Source organism: Streptomyces sp. SGAir0957, from assembly GCF_043523415.1.
In genome coordinates this window covers 4,865,424-4,884,344 of record NZ_CP027293.1, presented here as the reverse complement: position 1 = coordinate 4,884,344, position 18,921 = coordinate 4,865,424, and the positions used below count along the sequence as shown (strand labels likewise).

The window sequence follows — 18,921 nt, the reverse complement described above, 5'->3', positions numbered from 1 at the left end:
CCGCACCCGAACCGGGTACGGCGGCCTTCGCGTGTGTACGGCGCGCTCGTTCAGCTCTGCGGGGAGAGCTCGCCCATCGCGCCCCAGCCCTCGTTCGGGATGTCGGCGTTGATGATCTCGGGCGTGGCGGCGATGAGCGGGCCATGGCGGCGAGTCCGGCCTTGAAGTGGTCGGAGGCGACGTGCACGGCGCCCGCGTCACCGTCCCGGAAGCCCTCCAGGAGGACGAACTGGTTCGGGTCGTCGACACTGCGCGACCAGTCGAAGAAGAGGTTGCCCTCCTCGGCACGGGTCGCCTCGGTGAACGCGCGGGTCTTCTCCAGCCAGGAGTCGGCGTGCTCGGGGCGGGCGGTGAACTTCACAGCGATGAAAATCATGGCTCCACCCTCCCCCGACCACCCCAAATCGGCCAAGTCGGGGCGCGGCCTCAGGCCTTCGGCGCGACCTTGCTCAGGCCGTTGATGATGCGGTCCATGGCGTCACCGCCGGTCGGGTCCGTCAGGTTCGCGAGCATCTTCAGCGTGAACTTCATCAGGATCGGGTGGGTGAGCCCGCGCTGCGTCGCGATCTTCATGATCTTCGGGTTGCCGATGACCTTCACGAAGGCGCGGCCCAGCGTGTAGTACCCGCCGTAGGTCTCCTTGAGGATCTTCGGGTAGCTGTGCAGCGCCAGTTCGCGCTGGGCGGGGGTCGCGCGCGCGTGGGCCTGCACGATGACGTCGGCGGCGATCTGCCCCGACTCCATGGCGTAGGCGATGCCCTCGCCGTTGAACGGGTTGACCAGACCGCCCGCGTCACCGACCAGGAGCAGGCCCTTGGTGTAGTGCGGCTGGCGGTTGAAGGCCATCGGCAGGGCGGCGCCGCGGATCGTCGTCGTCATGTTGTCCGGGGTGAAGCCCCAGTCCTCCGGCATCGAGGCGCACCACGCCTTGAGGACCTCGCGCCAGTCCAGCTCCTTGAACGCCTTGGAGGAGTTGAGGATGCCGAGCCCCACGTTCGACGTGCCGTCGCCCATGCCGAAGACCCAGCCGTAGCCGGGCAGGAGCCGGTCCTCGCCGGGGCCGCGCCGGTCCCACAGCTCCAGCCAGGACTCCAGGTAGTCGTCGTCGTGGCGGGGCGACGTGAAGTACGTGCGCACCGCGACGCCCATCGGCCGGTCCTCGCGCCGGTGCAGGCCCATGGCGAGGGACAGGCGCGTGGAGTTGCCGTCGGCGGCGACGACGAGCGGGGCGTGGAACGTCGTCTCGGTCTTCTCCTCGCCGAGCTTGGCGTGCACGCCGGTGATGCGGCCGGTGCGGTCGTCGATGATCGGCGCCCCGACGTTGCAGCGCTCGTAGAGCCGCGCGCCCGCCTTCTGCGCCTGCCGGGCGAGCTGCTCGTCGAAGTCGTCGCGCTTGCGGACGAGACCGTAGTCCGGGTAGCTGGCGAGCTCGGGCCAGTCGAGCTGGAGGCGGACGCCGCCGCCGATGATGCGCAGGCCCTTGTTGCGCAGCCAGCCCGCTTCCTCGGAGATGTCGATGCCCATGGACACGAGCTGCTTGGTGGCGCGGGGCGTCAGGCCGTCGCCGCACACCTTCTCGCGCGGGAACGCCGTCTTCTCCAGGAGCAGGACGTCCAGGCCGGCCTTGGCGAGGTAGTAGGCGGTCGTCGACCCGGCAGGACCGGCCCCGACGACGATCACATCTGCGCTGTGCTCGGCGTTGTCGACGAGTCGCTTGGGCTGCTCGGTCACGGCGGGTTCTCCCCGGGCTCGAAAACAGTGTGCCGTCCGGCACGGACATGGGCAGTCTATTCAGCGGCATCGATCACCCAGCGAAGGGTCAGCCCATGAGTCGAGTCCTGCCCGCCGTGGACCTGCGCGTCCCCACCCACGAGGACGCCTTCGCCTGGCACCGGGTGTTCGACCACCCCGACGTCATGGAGTTCCACGGCGGCCGGACGGCCGAGCTGTCCGTGTACGAGGAGCTGACCGCCCGCCAGCGCCGCCACGACGCCGAGCGCGGGTACTGCCTGTGGACGATGACCGACGAGTCCCGGCAGGTCATCGGCTTCACCGGCGCCCAGCCCTGGGACCGCCCGTGGGGCCCGACCGGCGAGATCGAGATCGGCTGGCGGCTCGGCCGCGCCTACTGGGGCCAGGGCTACGCGACCGCCGCCGCGCGCGCGACCCTCGACCGCGTACGGGCGTCGGGTGTCACCAGCGTCGTCGCGATGGTCGACGCGCTGAACGAGCGGTCGATCGCGGTGACCCGGCGGCTCGGCATGGAGCGCACGGAGACGTTCGTGACGCCGTCCGGGCGCCAGGGGCACTGCTTCCGCCTGGAGTTGTAGCGGCGGCCGCCCGCGCCGGGGCGTATCGCGCGGCGCCCGGCGGGGCTACCCTTCCGGTACCTCCTGGGGGTGACGTCTGTGCACATACCACCCGAGAACCCCGGACTCCCCGAGTTCCCGGAGTACCCGCCGGAAGTCCGGGTCCCGAAGTTCGTCGGCCTGATGGCGGTCGACGCGCGGGGCCTGGCCGTGGCGCACGGGGTCCGGCTCACCGCCCCCGACCGGCCCGACTTCGCGCTGACGACCGTCGACTACGTCGTCCGCCAGTACCCGCTGCCCGGCGTCGAGGTCCCCCGCGACGCGGCCGTCACCGTCTGGTTCGACCTCGGCGAGGGCGGGCCGGGCGGCGGCGCGGGCGTGCGCGTGCCCCGCGAGCCGGGGCCGCGGGGCGGTGGGATGCGCCGTGAACTGGACGAGCCGGTCGAGCCTGCCGACCCTGCCGAACCGGCCGAGTGCGCCGGGCCGTTCACTCGATGTCCGTGAGCCGCCAGGAGTCGAGCCCGACCTGGTAGGTCCCGGCAAGCTCGGTCCAGAGATCCTCCTTGCCGGTCAGGAAGATCGTGTACTCGGTGCCGTCCGGGGCGATGTACGACTGGTCGATGCCGTGCACGGTCTGCCCGGCCTCGTTCTCGTACGTGTACTCCCAGACGGCGCCCTCCTCGCCCTGGAAGGTGTTCGTCTCCAGGAGGACGCGCCGGTAGTTCGTCTTCTTCGGGTCCTCCTTGAGGTGCTTCTCCATCGCGAGGAGGTTCTCGCTCGAGGTGTAGTCCGCGGACGGGATGACGCCGACGACGTACTTCTCCATGCCGGTGCTGCCCGCGTACGTGATCTGGCTGCCGTTCTGGACGCCCACCCGGTTCCAGGCCGCCGGGACGGCGAAGGAGAAGCCCTTCTCGTCGAAGACCTGGTGGTAGCCGGCCGGGACGACGGGCAGATCGGTGGGGGCGGCGTCCGAGACACGTACGGACGGGGCCGGGTCCGGAGCCGCCGAGGTCTCACCCGGGGCCGGTGAATTGGCGGGGCTCTGCTGCCCCTGGTCCTGGTTCTGGTCCTGGCCCTGGTCCTGCCCCTGACTCTGACTCTGGCTCTGGGTCGCGACCGGCTCGCCGCCCTTGCCGGCCTGCTGGTCGTCGCCGCCATGGTCCATGAGCAGCAGCACACCGGCCGCGGCGCCGCCGCCGATGACGAGGGCGCCTGCGATGGTCCCCACCCAGACGCCGACGCGCTTCTTGTCCTGGGCGGGGGCGACGGGCGGGGCGAATGGGTAGGGCGCCGGGTGGTGGGGCCCGGAGGCGACGACGGTCGGCGTGTACGGGGTCGGCGCCTCGCTGTCCGGCGCCGGGTCGGCGGACGGCACCGGGTCGGCGGGTGGCGCCGTCCGGCCTGTCGTCGGGGCCTGGTCCGGCATCGCGGGCAGCGGGGCCCGGCCCGGCATCGCCGGGAGCGGAGCCGCGACGATGCCCGTCGCGACGCCCGCCATCTGCATCAGATACGGCGCCAGGAACGTGGCCGCGCCGATCCACAGCAGACCGAACAGCAGCGCGTCCGCGACACTCACACCCAGGTCGACGCGGCCCGAGCCGCTGCCGAAGAAGTCGAGGTCGCCCGCGAACTCCGCGCCCGCGCCGCCGACCCCGGCGAGCAGCAGGAACAGGCCGAAGAAGAGGCCCGCCGAAAGGAACTGCTCGCGGCGGTCGAGGGAGCGCCGGGCCGTCAGGACACCCACGACCAGGGCGCAGACCAGCCCGATGGCGAGGGCGTACACCAGGGCGCCGGAGCCGAGTTCGTCGCCGAGCCGGGACAGCCCGAAGGACTCCTTCTCGTAGCCGCCGCCACCCCACGACGACGAGCCGCGGCCCTCGAACTCCAGCGGAGCGCCCCAGCTCAGGCCGAGCACGGCGAGCGCGAGGTTGGGGAGGAGCACCAGGAAGACGCCGAGCGCCGCCGCGTCCGAGCCGTCGAAGTCGGAGGACTCGGCGAGGTCGGACGGGTTCGAGGCGCCGTCGCCGCCGAAGAGCGCGAGCCCGATCCAGCCGAGCACCGCGGCGATCAGCAGCACCAGGCCCATGGCACGGACGGCCGTCCCGAACGCCCGCACCGACATGCGCACGCCCGGCCGGGCCGCGGCGATCCGGTACGTCAGGTCGTCGCCGTACAGGACTCCCCCGGCGACCGCGAGGCTGAGGAGCAGCGTCCACAACGTGGTCAGGAACGGCCCCGTGTGCAGCGACGCCTCCTCGATGTCCACCTGCCCGACGAGCGCCAGGACGAGCGTCGCCCCCGTCACGAGGAGCGCGACCCGCACGGCCGCCTCCAGACCCGCGCTCGCGCCGCCCGGCGCGCCGGGCACGGTCCGCGCGTACAGGCGCGTCCGCAGCATCCGTACGCCGAGGACGAGGGCCACGATCCAGACCACCGTCACCAGGAGCGGGATGACGGAGAGGGAGGCGCTGCCGGAGGAGCCGGAGTCGTAGCCGCCGTACAACGAGCCGCCGGAACCGCTGGAGCTGCCGGAACCGCCGGTGACCTCCAGGCTGCCGCCGAGCCCCTGGAGCAGCACGGCGAGGGCGATCCGCATCCGGTCGGCGAAGCCGATGACGACGTCGTCGGAGTCCTGCCCGTACGAGGGGACGGCCAGCGCGAACGCGGCGATCAGCAGCAGCCCGACCGGCCACAGCGCGGCCTGCGCGGCCCCGGCCCAGTCGCCGCGCAGGGCGCGCCCGAGGAACTGCCCGACGGCCGAGGGCTGAGCGGGGCCCGGGGCGTAGGCGGGTGGGGGCGGTGCGGCGGGAGCGGGCGGTGTTCTCGGGGGCGGAGGCGAGGGCGGGGTTTCGGCGGAGGTCCGCTCCCGTCCGCATCTCATGCAGAAACGGGCCTCTTCAGGAGCCTCGGCTCCACAGTGCGGGCAGAACGACGGCATCGGGCGCTCCGTGACGGTGATCCGGGGACGGCGCGGATGACGCACCGTCACCCGGCCGTCACCACGTATGCAACGGACACATCTTTCCGGCCGCCCGGTTCCCGTCAACTGAGTTATGGCGCACAGTACTTACTACTCTCGCTGCCGCCCGGCGCGGGACCTACTTGATCCCGCGGTGCAAGGCCACGATGCCGCCGGTGAGGTCCCGCCAGGCGACCTTCTTCCAGCCCGCGCCCTGGAGGCGGGCGGCCAGCTCCGGCTGGGTGGGCCAGGCGCGGATCGACTCGGCGAGGTACACGTACGCGTCCGGGTTCGAGGAGACGGCGCGGGCCACCGGGGGGAGCGCGCGCATCAGGTACTCGGTGTAGACCGTGCGGAACGGGGCCCACGTCGGGTGGCTGAACTCGCAGATGACGACGCGGCCGCCGGGCTTCGTGACCCGGTACAGCTCGCGCAGCGCCTGGTCGGTGTCCTGGATGTTGCGCAGCCCGAAGGAGATCGTCACCGCGTCGAACGTGTCGTCCTTGAACGGCAGCTTCGTGCCGTCGCCCGCCGTGAACGGCATCCAGGGGTGGCGCTTCTTGCCGACGCGCAGCATCCCGAGGGAGAAGTCGCAGGGCACGACGTACGCGCCCGCCTTCACGAACGGCTGCGAGGACGTCGCCGTCCCTGCCGCCAAGTCGAGGATCTTCTGCGCCGGGCGCGCGTCGACCGCCTTGGCGACCGCCTTGCGCCACACCCGGTCCTGCCCCAGGGACAGCACGTCGTTGGTGAGGTCGTAGTTCTCCGCCACGTCGTCGAACATCGAGGCGACTTCGTGCGGCTGCTTGTCCAGGGATGCGCGGGTCACTCGCCCATTGTGGCAGTAATGGGTCTGTCGCCGGGCGACGGGGATCCGGCTCGGGCTGCCGCCCTGCTACGGGGATGCGGCCCGGCGGTGATCGTGTGCCGGGGAGCGCTCCGGCCGACGCGCGCGTCTGCCCAGCCATGCTTTCGTCGCGGGCACACGCCCGGTGGCCTCTTCTCGCGCAGTTCCCCGCGCCCCTGAGATGCGCACTGCGTGCGCCATCTCAGCACCTCATGGGGCTGCGGCGAAGCCGCAAGCCCCAGGGGCGCGGGGAACGGCGCGAGAAACCACGACACGACCCGCACCCGAAAACCGACCGGCGGTAGGCCGCACGAAGTGCGCCTTCCAGGGGCGCGGGGAACTGCGCGACCAGCCACGACGCGACCCGCACCCGAAGACCGACCGGAGGCAGGCCGCACGAAGTGCGCCTTCCAGGGGCGCGGGGAACTGCGCGACCAACCACGACGCGAGTCGCAGACGGAACTTCAGCGACCGCGGTACACCAACCGCCCACCCACGACCGTGGCCACACACGTGGACGCACCCCGCGCGACAAGATCGGCCCGGTCCGCGACGTCGAACACCGCGAACCGCGCCGCCCCGCCCACCACAAGCCCGGGCAGCAGCACCATCGGGCGCGGGGACAGGGAGACGGGCCCGGGCAGCCCCTCGGGGCGCGCACCGAAGACGAGCCCCGAGCGCTGCGCGACCTCGAGCACCGGCCTGGCCCGCAACTGCCCGGCCAGGGCAACCGTCCCGTGCGCGAACAACCGCTGAACGCCCCGCCGGGCACTCGCCCCGAGCCGCGAAGGATCCGCCCGGAAGATCTCCCGCGCCCGCTCCCCGCCGATCGGCACCGTCCCGTACGTGTCGGCCTCGCGCGGATCGGGGTGGTAGGTGTGCTCCAGGATCTCGGGCCCGTACGGGTTGAGGAGTCCGGGCGTGAGGATGCCGGGCCAGCGCCGCTCCCGTACGTCCGGGTGGGCGGCGGCCAGCTCCTCGTACGGGCCGAGCGCTTTGACGTGCTCCCCGTCGACGAGGACGGCGGCGGCGTCGGCGGCGGTGACGTGCAGGGTCAGCACAGAGAGAACCGGGCTCCTAGTTGGTCGCGACGAGCTTCAGCTCGGGGTGCGCCGTGCCGCCGTCGATCGCGGTGGAGGAGATGTGGGACATGACGCGCTCGTCGACGGGGTCGTTCGCCGGGTCGTCGTGCACGACGAGGTGCTCGTACGTGGTGGCCCGCTGCGCGGGGACGCGGCCCGCCTTGCGGATCAGCTCGATGATCTCCATGCGGTTGGAGCGGTGCTTGGCACCGGCCGAGGAGACGACGTTCTCCTCCAGCATGATCGAGCCGAGGTCGTCGGCGCCGTAGTGCAGGGAGAGCTGGCCGACCTCCTTGCCGGTGGTCAGCCAGGAGCCCTGGATGTGCTGGACGTTGTCGAGGAAGATCCGGGCGATCGCGATCATGCGCAGGTACTCGAACAGCGTGGCCTGCGTACGGCCCTTGAGGTGGTTGTTCTCGGGCTGGTACGTGTACGGGATGAACGCGCGGAAGCCGCCCGTCCGGTCCTGTACGTCGCGGATCATGCGGATGTGCTCGATGCGCTCGGCGTTCGTCTCGCCGGTGCCCATCAGCATCGTCGAGGTGGATTCGACGCCCAGATTGTGGGCCGTCTCCATGATCTCCAGCCAGCGCTCGCCGGACTCCTTCAGCGGCGCGATGGCCTTGCGGGGACGCTCGGGGAGCAGCTCGGCGCCGGCGCCCGCGAACGAGTCGAGCCCGGCGGCGTGGATGCGCTGGATCGCCTCCTCGACGGAGACCTTGGAGATCCGCGCCATGTGCTCGACCTCGGACGCGCCGAGGCTGTGGATGACGAGCTGCGGGAACTCCTTCTTGATCGCGGAGAAGTGCTCCTCGTAGTACTCGACGCCGTAGTCCGGGTGGTGGCCGCCCTGGAACATGATCTGGGTGCCGCCGAGTTCGATCGTCTCCGCGCAGCGGCGCAGGATGTCGTCGAGCTCCCGGGTCCAGCCCTTCTTGGTGTCCTTCGGGGCCGCGTAGAAGGCACAGAACTTGCACGCCGTCACGCAGACGTTCGTGTAGTTGATGTTCCGCTCGATGATGTACGTGGCGATGTGCTCGATGCCCGCGTACTTGCGGCGGCGGATCGCGTCGGCGGCGGCGCCCAGCGCGTGCAGCGGAGCGTCGCGGTAGAGGTCGACGGCCTCTTCGGGGGTGATCCGACCACCGGCGGCGGCACGGTCGAGGACGGACTGAAGCGCGGCCTTCTCGGTCACCGGGCGTGCCCCTTTCGGCGGGTTGAACACGGTTTGAACAAAATCAGGGCGGACCGTCTCAGCGTACGTCAGGCCGCCAGAGCGCCCAGCAGAACCCCCGCGCAGGCTCCCGCGATCATGAACGGGCCGAACGGCAGCAGGGTTTTCCGGCCCGCCCGCCGGAAGACGACGAGGACGCCCGCGAACAGGCCGTTGAGGCACACCCCGGCGAACGCGCCGATGAACAGCACGCCCCACCCGTACCAGCCGAGCGCCGCCCCGAGCCCGACCGCCAGCTTCACGTCCCCGAACCCCATGCCCGGCGGATAGATGAGGAGCAGGACCAGGTAGCCGCCGCCCATCCCCGCCGCGCCGAGGAGCGCGCCGCGCCAGGTGCCGCCCGGTTCGGGCAGCAATGCGGCGGCCCCGAGTGCGGCGAGGGCGAGGGCGGCGAGCGGCAGGGTCAGCACGTCCGGCAGCCGGTGCACGGCGAAGTCGACCGTGGCGAGCAGCACGCCGAGCGGCGCGAGCAGCAGCCAGGCGGCGAGTTCGGGCCGGGTGCCGGTGGCGGCGGCGAGCAGGGCGCAGACCAGCGCCGTGCAGGCGGCGAGCGTCACCGTGCTCGGCCCGTACCGCGCGGTGCCCATCCAGCCCCGGATCGGCCGGCCCCCGGGGTCCTCGGCCCGCCACGGCTCCTCGGGCTCCACGGAGAGGCGGTAGGCGGGGCGCGGCAGCAGCGCCCCGGCTCCGGCGCCCCAGAGGGCGGCGAGGGTGATGAGCGCGGCGTCCGCCATACCGGTCAGCCCTTCGGGACGCGGGCGAGGTCCGCGGTGGGGTTGCCCGCCTGCGGGTAGCGCGACGTGTACTTCAGGGCGTCGCCGTCGCGCGTCAGGCGCACGGTGTGGGCGCCCTCGGCGCAGGTGCCGGGGTTGTCCGGGGCGGCCTCGCCCGCGGCGACCAGTTCCTTCCCGTCGACCGACGTCAGGGTCAGTACGTCGACGCACTGGATGCCCAGCGGATCGGTCGAGGTCACCTTGCCGACCTCCTCGCCCACGGCGGCCTCCGCCAGATCCACCCGGAACGTGCCGAAGGGCATACCCGCCTGCACCGCCGGGCCGTTCCACGCGCCGAGGTAGAACTCCGGCACGGGCCCCTTCCCGGAAGGACGCGGCGATCCCGAGGGCGGGGCGGAGTCCATCGGCGGGACCGACGCGGACGTCGAAGGCGCCGAACCGGCCTCCTTGTTCCCCCCGTCCGGGAGCATGTTGCTGACGAGAACGCCGCCGACCGTGACCGCCGCGAGCGCCCCGGCCACCGCCAGCGCCACCGAACAGCTCAGCCTGCGGCCGCGGCCGTCGGCCGACGTGGGGGACGACGACGCCGAGACGGAGACGGAGAAACGGCCCGGGGTCGCGTCCTCCGTCTTCGCCGGCGCATCCGGGGCGTCCGGCGTCTCGGGGATCCCCGGCGGTGACTTCGGGCGCGGGGGCGGCGGCGGCACCGGCGCGTATCCCGGGTCCGGCGGTCCGAAGACGCCCGCCGGGGCCGGGCCCCCCGTCACCGACGGGCTGGTGAAGCCGACCGGGCCCGACGGCGGCGCCGGTGTCGGGACCCCTTCCAGGTCCAGGAGCTGCACCGCACTGCGCGACACCTGCTCGACGAGGGCCCCGGGCAGCCAGCCCGCCGCGACAAGGCGGGCCGCCCCCTCGGGCGCGAGGCGCCGCGCGATCTCCTCCGGTGCGGGGCGCTCCGCCGGGTTCTTCGCCAGGCAGGCCGCGGCCACGTCCCGCACCTCGCCGGTCAGCGCGCCGAGTTCGGGTTCCTCGTGCACGACCTTGTAGAGCAGCGCCGCAGACGAGTCACCGGGGAACGGGGCCTCGCCCTGCGCCGCGTACACGAGCACCGCGCCGAGCGAGAAGACGTCCGCCGCGCCCGTCACGCCCTTGCCGAGGATCTGCTCGGGCGCCATGTAACCGGGCGAGCCGATGGAGACACCGGTGCCGGTCAGCGAGGCCGTGCCCTCGGTCGCCCGCGCGATACCGAAGTCGATCAGCCGTGGCCCGTCCACCGTCAGCAGCACGTTCGACGGCTTCACGTCCCTGTGGACGAGGCCCAGGGCGTGCACCGCCGTCAGCGCCTCCGCGAGACCCGCGCCCAGCACCCGTACGGAATGCTCCGGCAGCGGCCTGCCGTCACCCGCCGCCCGCGCGAGCGAGGGACCCGCGACATATCCCGTCGCCACCCACGGCACCTGCGCGTCCGGATCGGCGTCCAGGACCGGCGCCGTCCACGCCCCGCCGACCCGCCGCGCCGCGTCCACCTCGCGCCGGAACCGCGCCCGGAACTCCTCGTCCAGCGCGAAGTGCGGGTGCACCGCCTTCACCGCGACGGTCCGCCCGCCCGCGCTGCGGCCCAGGTACACCCGGCCCATTCCGCCGTGCCCGAGCCTGCCGAGAAGACGGTAGGGACCGATCGTCGTCGGATCGTCGGCCGCGAGCGGTTGCATCCGGACCCTCCCCCGTACTCATCCGTACTCATCCGTACTCATCCGTACTCTTGCGGCGCTTTGCGGCGCTTCTGTTGCAGCAGCGTAGCCGCGTCGCGGGAAAGCCGTGTGTTCACGTGGATTTCATACCGGCATCCTTGAATTCCGGCCCGGTGTTCACGCGTCTCGGACGTCGCGGACCTTCTCGGAATTCCGCCCCGTGGAGGCGGCGGAATTCCGTACACATCACCGCACACATCACCGCACACATCACCGCGAGAGCAGTTCAACCGTCACGTCGGAAGGAAATCCCGTCGTCGGGCCGACCCGGCGCGCGAACTCCGTGACCCCCTCCAGCTGCTCCGCGCCGAACCGGAAGTCGAGCGTCGTGAAGTACTCCTCCAGCACCCGCTCGTCGAACACCTCCCAGCGCGCCGCCTGCTCCGCGACCTTCGTGACCTCCTCCAGGGACACGTCCCGCGACCGCAGGAACGCCTCGTGCACCTGGTGCGTGATCACCGGCTCCCGCGCCGCGTACTCCTTGCGCGCCGCCCACACCGCGAAGACGAACGGCAGCCCCGTCCACTCCTTCCACATCGCGCCCAGGTCGTGCACCCGCAGCCCGAGCCGCGGCGCGTCGTGCAGGTTCGCGCGGAGCGCCGCGTCGCCGATCAGCACCGCCGCCTCCGCGTCCTGCATCATCAGGCCGAGGTCCGGCGGGCACGTGTAGTACTCCGGCTGGACGCCGACCCGCTCCGCGAGCAGCAGCTGCGCGAGCCGGACGGACGTACGGGACGTCGATCCGAGCGCCACACGCCGCCCGTCCAGCTCCTCGAGCGGCACCTGCGACACGATCACGCACGACATCACCGGGCCGTCGCAGCCGACCGCCAGATCGGGGAAGGCGACCAGCTGGTCCGCCGCCTTCAGGAATTCGACGAGGGTGATCGGGCCGATGTCCAGATCACCCTGGACCAGGCGCTCGCTGAGCTTCTCCGGGGTGTCTTTCGTCAGCTCGAAGTCGAGGAGCGATCCCGTCCGCGCGAGGCCCCAGTACAAGGGCATGCAGTTCAGGAACTGGATGTGGCCGACGCGTGGGCGCGTGCGCCGCGCGGGCTGAGGAGTCTCGGGAGAATTGTCCACATCGGCGAGGCTAGACCCCATGAGGTACGGTGCAGGCTCCGGGCCTCTTCGGTGCGTACGGGACGACGTACGGGATGTCGAGTGCGGGACGCCGTACGGACGCCGTACGGACGCCGTACCAGACACCGGCCGCCCGGCCCGCTCAGGACGCCACTCCGAGCCGCCGTCAAGCCGCCGCTCCGGCCGTGTCAAACCTCCGGGTGAAGTGATCTTGCCCTCTATTGCTTTCGGCTGCCTACGTGCTAGGCTCGCCGCAAGTTGCAGTTTGGTTTCCCTTGCAGTACAGAGCCTGCGGAGCATGTAACCGCAGGCTCTCGTCGTATTCAGACTTTTGCAGTTGTTCGCAAGCGCATTTGCAGGTTCTGGAGCAGGGCGACCCTTTGGCCCATAGGAGGGCTTATGGCTACCGGAACCGTGAAGTGGTTCAACGCTGAAAAGGGCTTCGGCTTCATCGCCCAGGAAGGCGGCGGCCCGGACGTCTTCGTCCACTACTCGGCGATCAACGCGAACGGCTTCCGCTCCCTCGAGGAGAACCAGGCCGTGACCTTTGACGTCACGCAGGGTCCGAAGGGCCCGCAGGCGGAGAACGTCACCCCCGCCTAATTCCTCTGTGATCGCCGCACGGCAGGCGCCGTGACCCGATCCGGAACCTAGCGCAGTACCCAAGGAGCCCCGCTCCCCCGTCCCGGCCTCGCCGGTGGGGTGAGACGGGGCTCCTGCCTTGTCGTGTCCTGTCTTGCGCTTCGTGCCCTGGGTTTTGTTCAGCCGTGCATGCGTGCGCCCTTGAGCACCTTGTCCACCGCGTTGCGCGGGCCGTACACCGCGATGCCCACCAGATCCAGGTCCGCCGCTGCCACCGCTCGCACCGCCGCCCTGTTGTCCCGGTCGTTGCCCGTCGCGAACAGGTCCGCCGTGAACACCGCACGCGGCAGCGCCCGTCGCAGCGCCCGCTCGTGCGCCGCCGTCAGCACCTCCTTGCCGCCCTCGAAGACCAGCACCGGCTGCCGGAACATCGGCAGATACGCCGTGTCGTCCGCGTCGGCGTACGGCTCCCCCACCACCTCCGGGACCTGCGTGCCCAGACCGCTCACGAGGAACGCCGTCACGTTGAGCCGCTGCCACGTCTCCAAGTCGTCCCGGAGCAGGACGGCGATCTTCGTGTCGAAGCGGACGGGGGGCTGCTGCCCGGCGAAGGTGTCGGTCACGGTCTCGGTCTGTGTGCTCATGCCTTGAGACTGCCGGTCGCCGCGTCGCCCCGTCTTGTACGTTTTTTGCATGGCCGCCGCGACAGGGTCCCGCCCCGAGGAGATCACCGCGTGGCGCCCCGAGGTCGCGGGCGTCACCGAGGTCTTCCACGCCCACTTCACCCGGCACGCCTATCCGATGCACGTCCACGACACCTGGACCCTGCTCATCGTCGACGAAGGCGCTGTCCGCTACGACCTGGAGCGGCATCAGCACGGTACGCCGCTCGGGACCGTGTCCCTGCTGCCCCCGCAGGTACCGCACAACGGGTCCGCGGCGACCCCGCTCGGCTTCCGGAAACGGGTCATCTACCTCGACGCGGGGTGCGGGCCGCTCGACTCCTCGTTCATCGGGCCCGCCGTCGACACGCCCGACCTCGCGGATCCGCTGCTGCGGCACCGGATCAGCCGGCTGCACGCCTCGCTGGCGCGGCGCGGGGACGAGCTGGAGGCCGCGTCGCGGCTCGAACTCGTCGGGGAGCGGTTGCGGGGGCGATTGCGGCCTCGGCTCGCGGAGGCGGCCCGGCCCGGGGCGGATCGGCGGGTGGCGGTGGCGTTGCGGGAGTTGCTTGACGCGCGGCTCGTGGAGGGGGTTGAGCTGGGGGAGGCGGCGGCGCTCGTGCATGCGCATCCCGCGCATCTTGTGCGGTCGTTCGGGGCGGCGTACGGGATCGCTCCGCATCAGTACTTGATGGCTCGGCGGGTTGATCTGGCGCGGGGGTTGTTGCTGGACGGGGTGCCGGCGGGGGAGGTGGCCGCCCGCTGCGGCTTCTACGACCAGTCACACCTGACCCGCCACTTCAAACGCGTGGTCGGCACGTCACCGGGGCGGTATGCGCGGGGGGTACGCGGAAGGGGGCCCGGCCCGGCCTGACGAAGCGGGGCTCGTGCCGTGGCCCGCTGTGTCGTGGGGCGGGGCCGGTGATCGACGCCCTCAGCCGCGCCCTGCGCCTGCGGGGCGACGCGCGTGAACGGCTGTACGAGCTGGCCGAGTTGGCGTCGGGCCGGCTCACCGTGCCGCATCCGACGGGCGACGACACGGTGCGTGAGTCGGTGCTGCAGATGCTGGAGGCGCTGCGGCCCATGCCCGCGTACGTGGTCAGCCGCCACAGCTACATGCTGGCCGCCAACCCTGCGGGGCGCCTTCTGCTGGTATGTGGGCGAACTGCTGCTCAAGTCAGCCCAGTTCGCCCGCATGTGGGACCGGTACGACGTGTGCGAGCGCAGTGGCGGCGTCAAGGCCTTCGACCATCCGAAGGTCAGCGGGATGACGCTCACCTACGAGGTCATGCAGCTCGCCCGGACGGGCGGCCAGCGCCTGGTCGTCTACCAGGCACCGGCCGGTTCCCCGGACGAGGAGGCGCTGTCGCGGCTCGATCCCGCCGCCCGCGCCTGAGAGCGGCTACGCGCGTTCCAGGATCGCCGTCACGCCCTGGCCGCCCGCCGCGCAGAGGGAGATCAGGCCGCGGGCCGGGCCGTCGGTCTCCGACAGCAGTTTGGCGAGCGTGGCGACGATCCTCGCGCCCGTCGCCGCGAAGGGGTGGCCGGTCGCAAGCGACGACCCCGCCACGTTCAGGCGCTCCCGGTCGACGGGCGCGAGGCCCTGCTTCTCCCAGGCGGCGAGCGTCGCGAGGACCTGGGACGCGAACGCCTCGTGCACCTCGACCAGGTCGAAGTCCTCGATGCCGAGCCCGGCCCGTTCCAGCATCCGCGGCACCGCGTACGCGGGCGCCATGAGCAGTCCGTCGCCGCCTCCCCCGGTCACGTCGCCGCCGACGAAGTCGACCGCCGCCGTCTCGTAGGCGGTCAGGTAGGCCAGGGGTTCGAGGTCGCGGGCGCGCGCCCACTCCTCGCTCGCGAGCAGCACCACCGCCGCGCCGTCCGTCAGCGGTGTCGAATTGCCCGCCGTCATCGTCGGGTTCGGGTCCTTCACGCCGAAGACCGGCTTCAAGGTGGCGAGTTTCTCCACCGTCGAACCGGGGCGCAGGTTCTGGTCGCGCTCCAGGCCGCGGTAGGGGACCACCAGGTCGGTCAGGAAACCGCGGTCGTACGCCGCCGCGAGGCGCTGGTGGCTGGCGGCGGCGAGCGCGTCCTGGTCCTCGCGGGCGATGCCCCATTCCCGGGCCGTGACCGCCGCGTGCTCGCCCATGGACAGGCCGGTACGGGGCTCCGCGTTGCGCGGGATGTCCGGCACGAGGTGGCCGGGGCGGATGCGGGACAGCGCCTGGAGGCGGGCGCCCGTCGACTTGGCGCGGCGGGCGGCGAGGAGGATCTTGCGCAGGCTGTCGTTGACGCCGAGCGGGGCGTCGCTGGCCGTGTCGGAGCCGCCTGCGACGGCGCTGTCCGTCTGGCCGAGCGCGATCTTGTTGGCGGCGGCGATCACCGCCTGGAGGCCCGTGCCGCATGCCTGCTGGATGTCGTAGGCGGGGGTGCGCGGGTCGAGCATGGAGCCGAGCACGGTCTCGCGCGCGAGGTTGAAGTCGCGGCTGTGCTTGAGCACGGCCCCGGCCACGAACTCGCCGACGGCGCCCGGTTCGTGGAGGTGGAAGCGGCCCGCGAGGCCGTCCAGGGCCACCGTCAGCATCTCCTGGTTGGAGGCGGTCGCGTACGGGCCGTCGGAGCGCGCGAAGGGGATGCGGCTGCCGCCGATGACGGCGACTCGGCGGGGCGGTGCCGGGGTTTTGGCGGGGCGTACCATCTCGACAACTCCTGACTACTGAGTAACCTTACTCCGAAGTAAATTTACGACCGCGCAGGGAGTTGGACAATGGCCGATCGCTATCTGAACTTCACCGGCACGGCCCCCGGCCGCTTCCTGACCCGCCGCACGGGCCTGCCGCAGCCCGCGCGCCTGCGCCGCTGGTCCGCACAACAGCCGGAGTTCAGCGGGCCTTTGCTGCACTTCACCGCCGGTCCCTCCGCGTACCGGGGCGAGTTGTCGGCGCTGCTCGGCCGTACCGGGCTCGACGTGCGCGGTTCGCTCTCCGGGCGGGATCTCGCGGCGGCCCGTCCCGTCGGTGCCGTCGTCGACGCCACCGCCGTCGCGGACCTGGACACGCTCGCCGAGGTGCACGCCGCGCTCCATCCCGTCGTCCGCTCCCTCGCCACGAGCGGGCGCGTGATCGTGCTCGGCGCGCCGCCCTCCGCCGACGACCACCACCAGGCGGCCGTGCAGCAGGGGCTCGAAGGGTTCGTCCGCTCCCTCGGCAAGGAGATCGGCAAGGGCCGCACCGTGAACCTGGTGCGGGTCGGCGGGCCGGTCGGCGCGGCCGAGTCCACGCTGCGGTTCCTGCTCTCGCCCCGGTCCGCGTATGTGAGCGGCCAGGTGATCGAGGTCGGGGGGACGGGCGGGGAGCCGGTTCTCCCCGCGGACTGGGCCGCCCCCCTCGCCGGGCGGACCGCGCTCGTCACCGGCGCCGCGCGCGGCATCGGCGAGGCCGTCGCCGAGACCCTCGTACGGGACGGGGCCCAGGTCGTCCTCCTGGACGTGCCGTCCGCCGAGGCCGACCTCGTGAAGGTCGCCGAGCGCCTTGCCGGGCGCGCCCTTGCGCTGGACATCACGGCCGAGGACGCCGGTGAGCGCATCGCCGAGTTCACCGGTGACGGCGGGCTCGACATCCTCGTCCACAACGCGGGCATCACCCGGGACCGGCGGCTCGCCAACATGGCCGCCGAGCGGTGGAGTTCGGTCCTCGACGTCAACCTCGCCAGCGTGCTGCGGACCACGGACTCCCTGCTCAAGGCGGGTGCGGTGCGGCGCGGCGGCAGCATCGTCGCCACGGCCTCCATCGCGGGCATCGCGGGCAACACCGGGCAGACCAACTACGCGGCCAGCAAGGCCGGCGTCATCGGCCTCGTCCGCTCCCTCGCGCCCCGCGCCCTCGCCGAGCACGGCGTCACGGTGAACGCCGTGGCCCCCGGCTTCATCGAGACGAAGATGACGGCCGCGGTCCCGCTGTTCATCCGCGAGGCCGGGCGCCGCATGAACTCGCTCGGGCAGGGCGGGCTCCCCGTCGACGTCGCCGAGACGACCGCCTGGTTCGCGTCCCCGGCGTCCGGCGCGGTGAACGGGCAGGTCGTCCGGGTGTGCGGGCAGAGCCTGCTGGGGGCGTGAGCGCCCAGGGCCGCCCGTCGCCGCCGAACCCCCTTCACGACAGGACCCGACAGGACCCGCCAGGAGCCGACATGACCGCCGCACCCCGCACCCTCACTCTCAGCTCCCTCCCGTCCCTCGTCCCCCTCATGGCCCGCGGCGCGCTCCTGTCCCCCCTGAAGCGGCCCAGGACCGACGCCGAGGTGCCCGGCACCCGGCTCGTCCTCCCCGGGCTCCCGATCGCGCAGGCGCACCTCGCCGCGTACGAGCGCGTCTGCGCCTTCCCCACCGGGCGGGCCGAGCTGCCGGTCACGTATCCGCACGTCCTCGCGTTCCCGGCGGCGATGCGGCTGATGTCGGAGCGGGCGTTCCCGCTGCCGCTGCTCGGGCTCGTGCACACGTCGATCGACATCACGCAGCGGCGCGGCCTGTCCGCCGGGGAGACGTACGAGCTGACCGTGTACGGGGAGGGGCTGCGGCCGCACCGGCGCGGCACTGAGGCCGTCATGCGGACCGAGCTGCGCTCCGGCGGGGAGCTCGTCTGGGAGTCGACCAGTACGTATCTGGCACGGCACAGGACGGGCGGGGGCGGCGGCCGGGACAGCGCCGGACCCGGCCCGGAGCACCCCGAACCGCCCGCGCTCGAACCGCTTCCCGCGCACCGCGAGTGGGCGCTCTCCGGTGATCTCGGGCGGCGGTACGGAGCCGCCTCCGGGGACCGCAACCCCATCCACCTGCACCCGCTCACCGCCCGCCTCTTCGGCTTCCCGCGCGCCATCGCCCACGGCATGTGGACCGTCGCCCGGTGCCTCGCCGAGTTCGGGGCGGGCGGGGCCGTCCACGTACAGGCGCACTTCAAGGCGCCCGTGCTGCTGCCCGGCACGGTGACGTACGCCGCCAAGGGGGCCGCCTTCGAGCTGCGGGCGGCGAAGGACAGCCGGGTGCACGTCGGTGGGGAGGTGTCAGCGCTGGGCTGACCAGCGGCGCCCGTCCATCAAATTGCCGAGGCCCGACCAGGCGAAGTTCATCATCGTCGTGGCGGCCTCCTTCGCGGAGACGGACGGGGTGGTGTTGGCCCAGCCCGCGAGCGCCTCCGCCGCGCCGACCAGGGCCTGCGCGAGCCCGGCGACCTCGCGTTCGGCCGGGCCCGGCTCCTCGTGCGCCTCGCGGGCGGCCTTCGCGATCAGGGACGTCACGAACACGACGATCTCCTCGCGCATCGCCCCGACCTCCGCGACGAACGGGTCGCCGCCGGAGCGCGCCTGGCTGTGCAGCACCGCCCAGCCCTCGGGGCGCTCGGCGGTGTGCGCGAAGAACGCGGTGAGGCCGTCCCAGAGCTGCTGGTCGGCGGGGACGTCCGTGCGCACGCCCGCCCGCACCGCCGCGACGAGCGCCGCCGCCTCGCGCCGGATGCAGGCGGTGAACAGGTCCTCCTTGGAGTTCAGGTACAGGTACACCAGCGGCTTGGAGACCCCGGCGAGTTCGGCGATGTCGTCCATCGACGCCGCCCGGTAGCCCCGCTCGCCGAACACCCGGACCGCCGCGTCCAGCATCTGCCGCTCGCGCTCGGCCCGCGGCATCC

18 protein-coding genes and 1 pseudogene are annotated in these 18,921 nt (G+C 72.3%); 7 read left to right on the top strand and 12 right to left on the bottom strand.

The window, feature by feature from the left end; translation table 11 throughout:
* Positions 1–50: 50 nt before the first annotated feature.
* Both C1N81_RS26790 and C1N81_RS26785 read right to left on the bottom strand, forming a co-directional pair.
* Positions 51–376, bottom strand: a pseudogene (locus C1N81_RS26790) (putative quinol monooxygenase).
* A 50-nt stretch (positions 377–426) separates the two neighbouring features.
* Positions 427–1,731, bottom strand: coding sequence for a geranylgeranyl reductase family protein (locus C1N81_RS26785; protein ID WP_394433267.1), 1,305 nt, complete (start codon positions 1,729–1,731; stop codon positions 427–429).
* 95 nt (positions 1,732–1,826) lie between these two features.
* Here C1N81_RS26785 and C1N81_RS26780 point away from each other — a divergent pair, with 95 nt between their 5' ends.
* Entirely contained in the window at positions 1,827–2,330 is a 504-nt protein-coding gene (locus C1N81_RS26780; RefSeq protein WP_394433265.1) for a GNAT family N-acetyltransferase, read from the top strand.
* Between the two features lie 162 nt (positions 2,331–2,492).
* Positions 2,493–2,813: a PASTA domain-containing protein gene (locus tag C1N81_RS26775; protein ID WP_394438251.1), complete on the top strand. Its 321-nt coding sequence runs from the start codon at positions 2,493–2,495 to the stop codon at positions 2,811–2,813.
* Here the strand turns inward: C1N81_RS26775 and C1N81_RS26770 are convergent.
* From C1N81_RS26770 to C1N81_RS26740, 7 genes are all read right to left on the bottom strand, one after another.
* A complete protein-coding gene (locus tag C1N81_RS26770) occupies positions 2,797–5,250 on the bottom strand; it encodes a zinc-ribbon domain-containing protein (RefSeq protein ID WP_394438249.1) in 2,454 nt (817 codons plus the stop codon). The genes C1N81_RS26775 and C1N81_RS26770 overlap by 17 nt on opposite strands.
* Positions 5,251–5,410: 160 nt before the next feature.
* The gene (locus C1N81_RS26765) at positions 5,411–6,100 is read right to left on the bottom strand and encodes a demethylmenaquinone methyltransferase (RefSeq protein WP_394433263.1); all 690 of its coding nucleotides are present in this window, start codon (positions 6,098–6,100) and stop codon (positions 5,411–5,413) included.
* A gap of 482 nt (positions 6,101–6,582) precedes the next feature.
* A complete protein-coding gene (locus C1N81_RS26760; protein ID WP_394433262.1) occupies positions 6,583–7,179 on the bottom strand; it encodes an imidazolonepropionase-like domain-containing protein in 597 nt (198 codons plus the stop codon).
* Between the two features lie 16 nt (positions 7,180–7,195).
* Positions 7,196–8,395, bottom strand: a complete 1,200-nt coding sequence (gene mqnC / locus C1N81_RS26755) for a cyclic dehypoxanthinyl futalosine synthase (RefSeq protein ID WP_394433260.1) — start codon at positions 8,393–8,395, stop codon at positions 7,196–7,198.
* A gap of 68 nt (positions 8,396–8,463) precedes the next feature.
* A complete protein-coding gene (locus C1N81_RS26750; protein WP_394433258.1) occupies positions 8,464–9,168 on the bottom strand; it encodes a prepilin peptidase in 705 nt (234 codons plus the stop codon).
* Between the two features lie 5 nt (positions 9,169–9,173).
* Complete coding sequence (locus C1N81_RS26745; RefSeq protein ID WP_394433256.1) at positions 9,174–10,880, bottom strand: serine/threonine-protein kinase; 1,707 nt, start codon at positions 10,878–10,880, stop codon at positions 9,174–9,176.
* 249 nt (positions 10,881–11,129) lie between these two features.
* A complete protein-coding gene (locus C1N81_RS26740) occupies positions 11,130–12,002 on the bottom strand; it encodes a menaquinone biosynthetic enzyme MqnA/MqnD family protein (RefSeq protein ID WP_394433254.1) in 873 nt (290 codons plus the stop codon).
* A 399-nt stretch (positions 12,003–12,401) separates the two neighbouring features.
* Here C1N81_RS26740 and C1N81_RS26735 point away from each other — a divergent pair, with 399 nt between their 5' ends.
* A complete protein-coding gene (locus tag C1N81_RS26735; RefSeq protein WP_003948780.1) occupies positions 12,402–12,605 on the top strand; it encodes a cold-shock protein in 204 nt (67 codons plus the stop codon).
* 158 nt (positions 12,606–12,763) lie between these two features.
* Here the strand turns inward: C1N81_RS26735 and C1N81_RS26730 are convergent, their stop codons facing one another.
* Entirely contained in the window at positions 12,764–13,228 is a 465-nt protein-coding gene (locus C1N81_RS26730; protein ID WP_394433252.1) for a DUF2000 family protein, read from the bottom strand.
* A gap of 49 nt (positions 13,229–13,277) precedes the next feature.
* Between C1N81_RS26730 and C1N81_RS26725 the strand changes: the two genes are divergently transcribed.
* Complete coding sequence (locus tag C1N81_RS26725; protein WP_394433250.1) at positions 13,278–14,120, top strand: helix-turn-helix domain-containing protein; 843 nt, start codon at positions 13,278–13,280, stop codon at positions 14,118–14,120.
* 282 nt (positions 14,121–14,402) lie between these two features.
* Complete coding sequence (locus C1N81_RS26720) at positions 14,403–14,642, top strand: MmyB family transcriptional regulator (RefSeq protein ID WP_394433248.1); 240 nt, start codon at positions 14,403–14,405, stop codon at positions 14,640–14,642.
* 6 nt (positions 14,643–14,648) lie between these two features.
* Here the strand turns inward: C1N81_RS26720 and C1N81_RS26715 are convergent, their stop codons facing one another.
* Positions 14,649–15,944, bottom strand: coding sequence for an acetyl-CoA C-acetyltransferase (locus C1N81_RS26715; protein ID WP_394433246.1), 1,296 nt, complete (start codon positions 15,942–15,944; stop codon positions 14,649–14,651).
* A gap of 69 nt (positions 15,945–16,013) precedes the next feature.
* Between C1N81_RS26715 and C1N81_RS26710 the strand changes: the two genes are divergently transcribed.
* Together C1N81_RS26710 and C1N81_RS26705 are read left to right on the top strand one after the other, a co-directional pair.
* Positions 16,014–17,360 carry a 3-oxoacyl-ACP reductase gene (locus C1N81_RS26710; protein WP_394433244.1) on the top strand — a complete coding sequence of 449 codons (1,347 nt, stop codon included), beginning with the start codon at positions 16,014–16,016 and terminating at the stop codon, positions 17,358–17,360.
* A 71-nt stretch (positions 17,361–17,431) separates the two neighbouring features.
* Positions 17,432–18,316: a MaoC family dehydratase gene (locus tag C1N81_RS26705; RefSeq protein WP_394433243.1), complete on the top strand. Its 885-nt coding sequence runs from the start codon at positions 17,432–17,434 to the stop codon at positions 18,314–18,316.
* On the opposite strand, the gene C1N81_RS26700 is transcribed toward C1N81_RS26705, so the two are convergent.
* On the bottom strand, positions 18,302–18,919 hold the full coding sequence (locus C1N81_RS26700) for a TetR/AcrR family transcriptional regulator (protein ID WP_394438247.1): 618 nt from the start codon (positions 18,917–18,919) through the stop codon (positions 18,302–18,304). The two genes, C1N81_RS26705 and C1N81_RS26700, sit on opposite strands and share 15 nt — an antisense overlap.
* Positions 18,920–18,921: the final 2 nt, after the last annotated feature.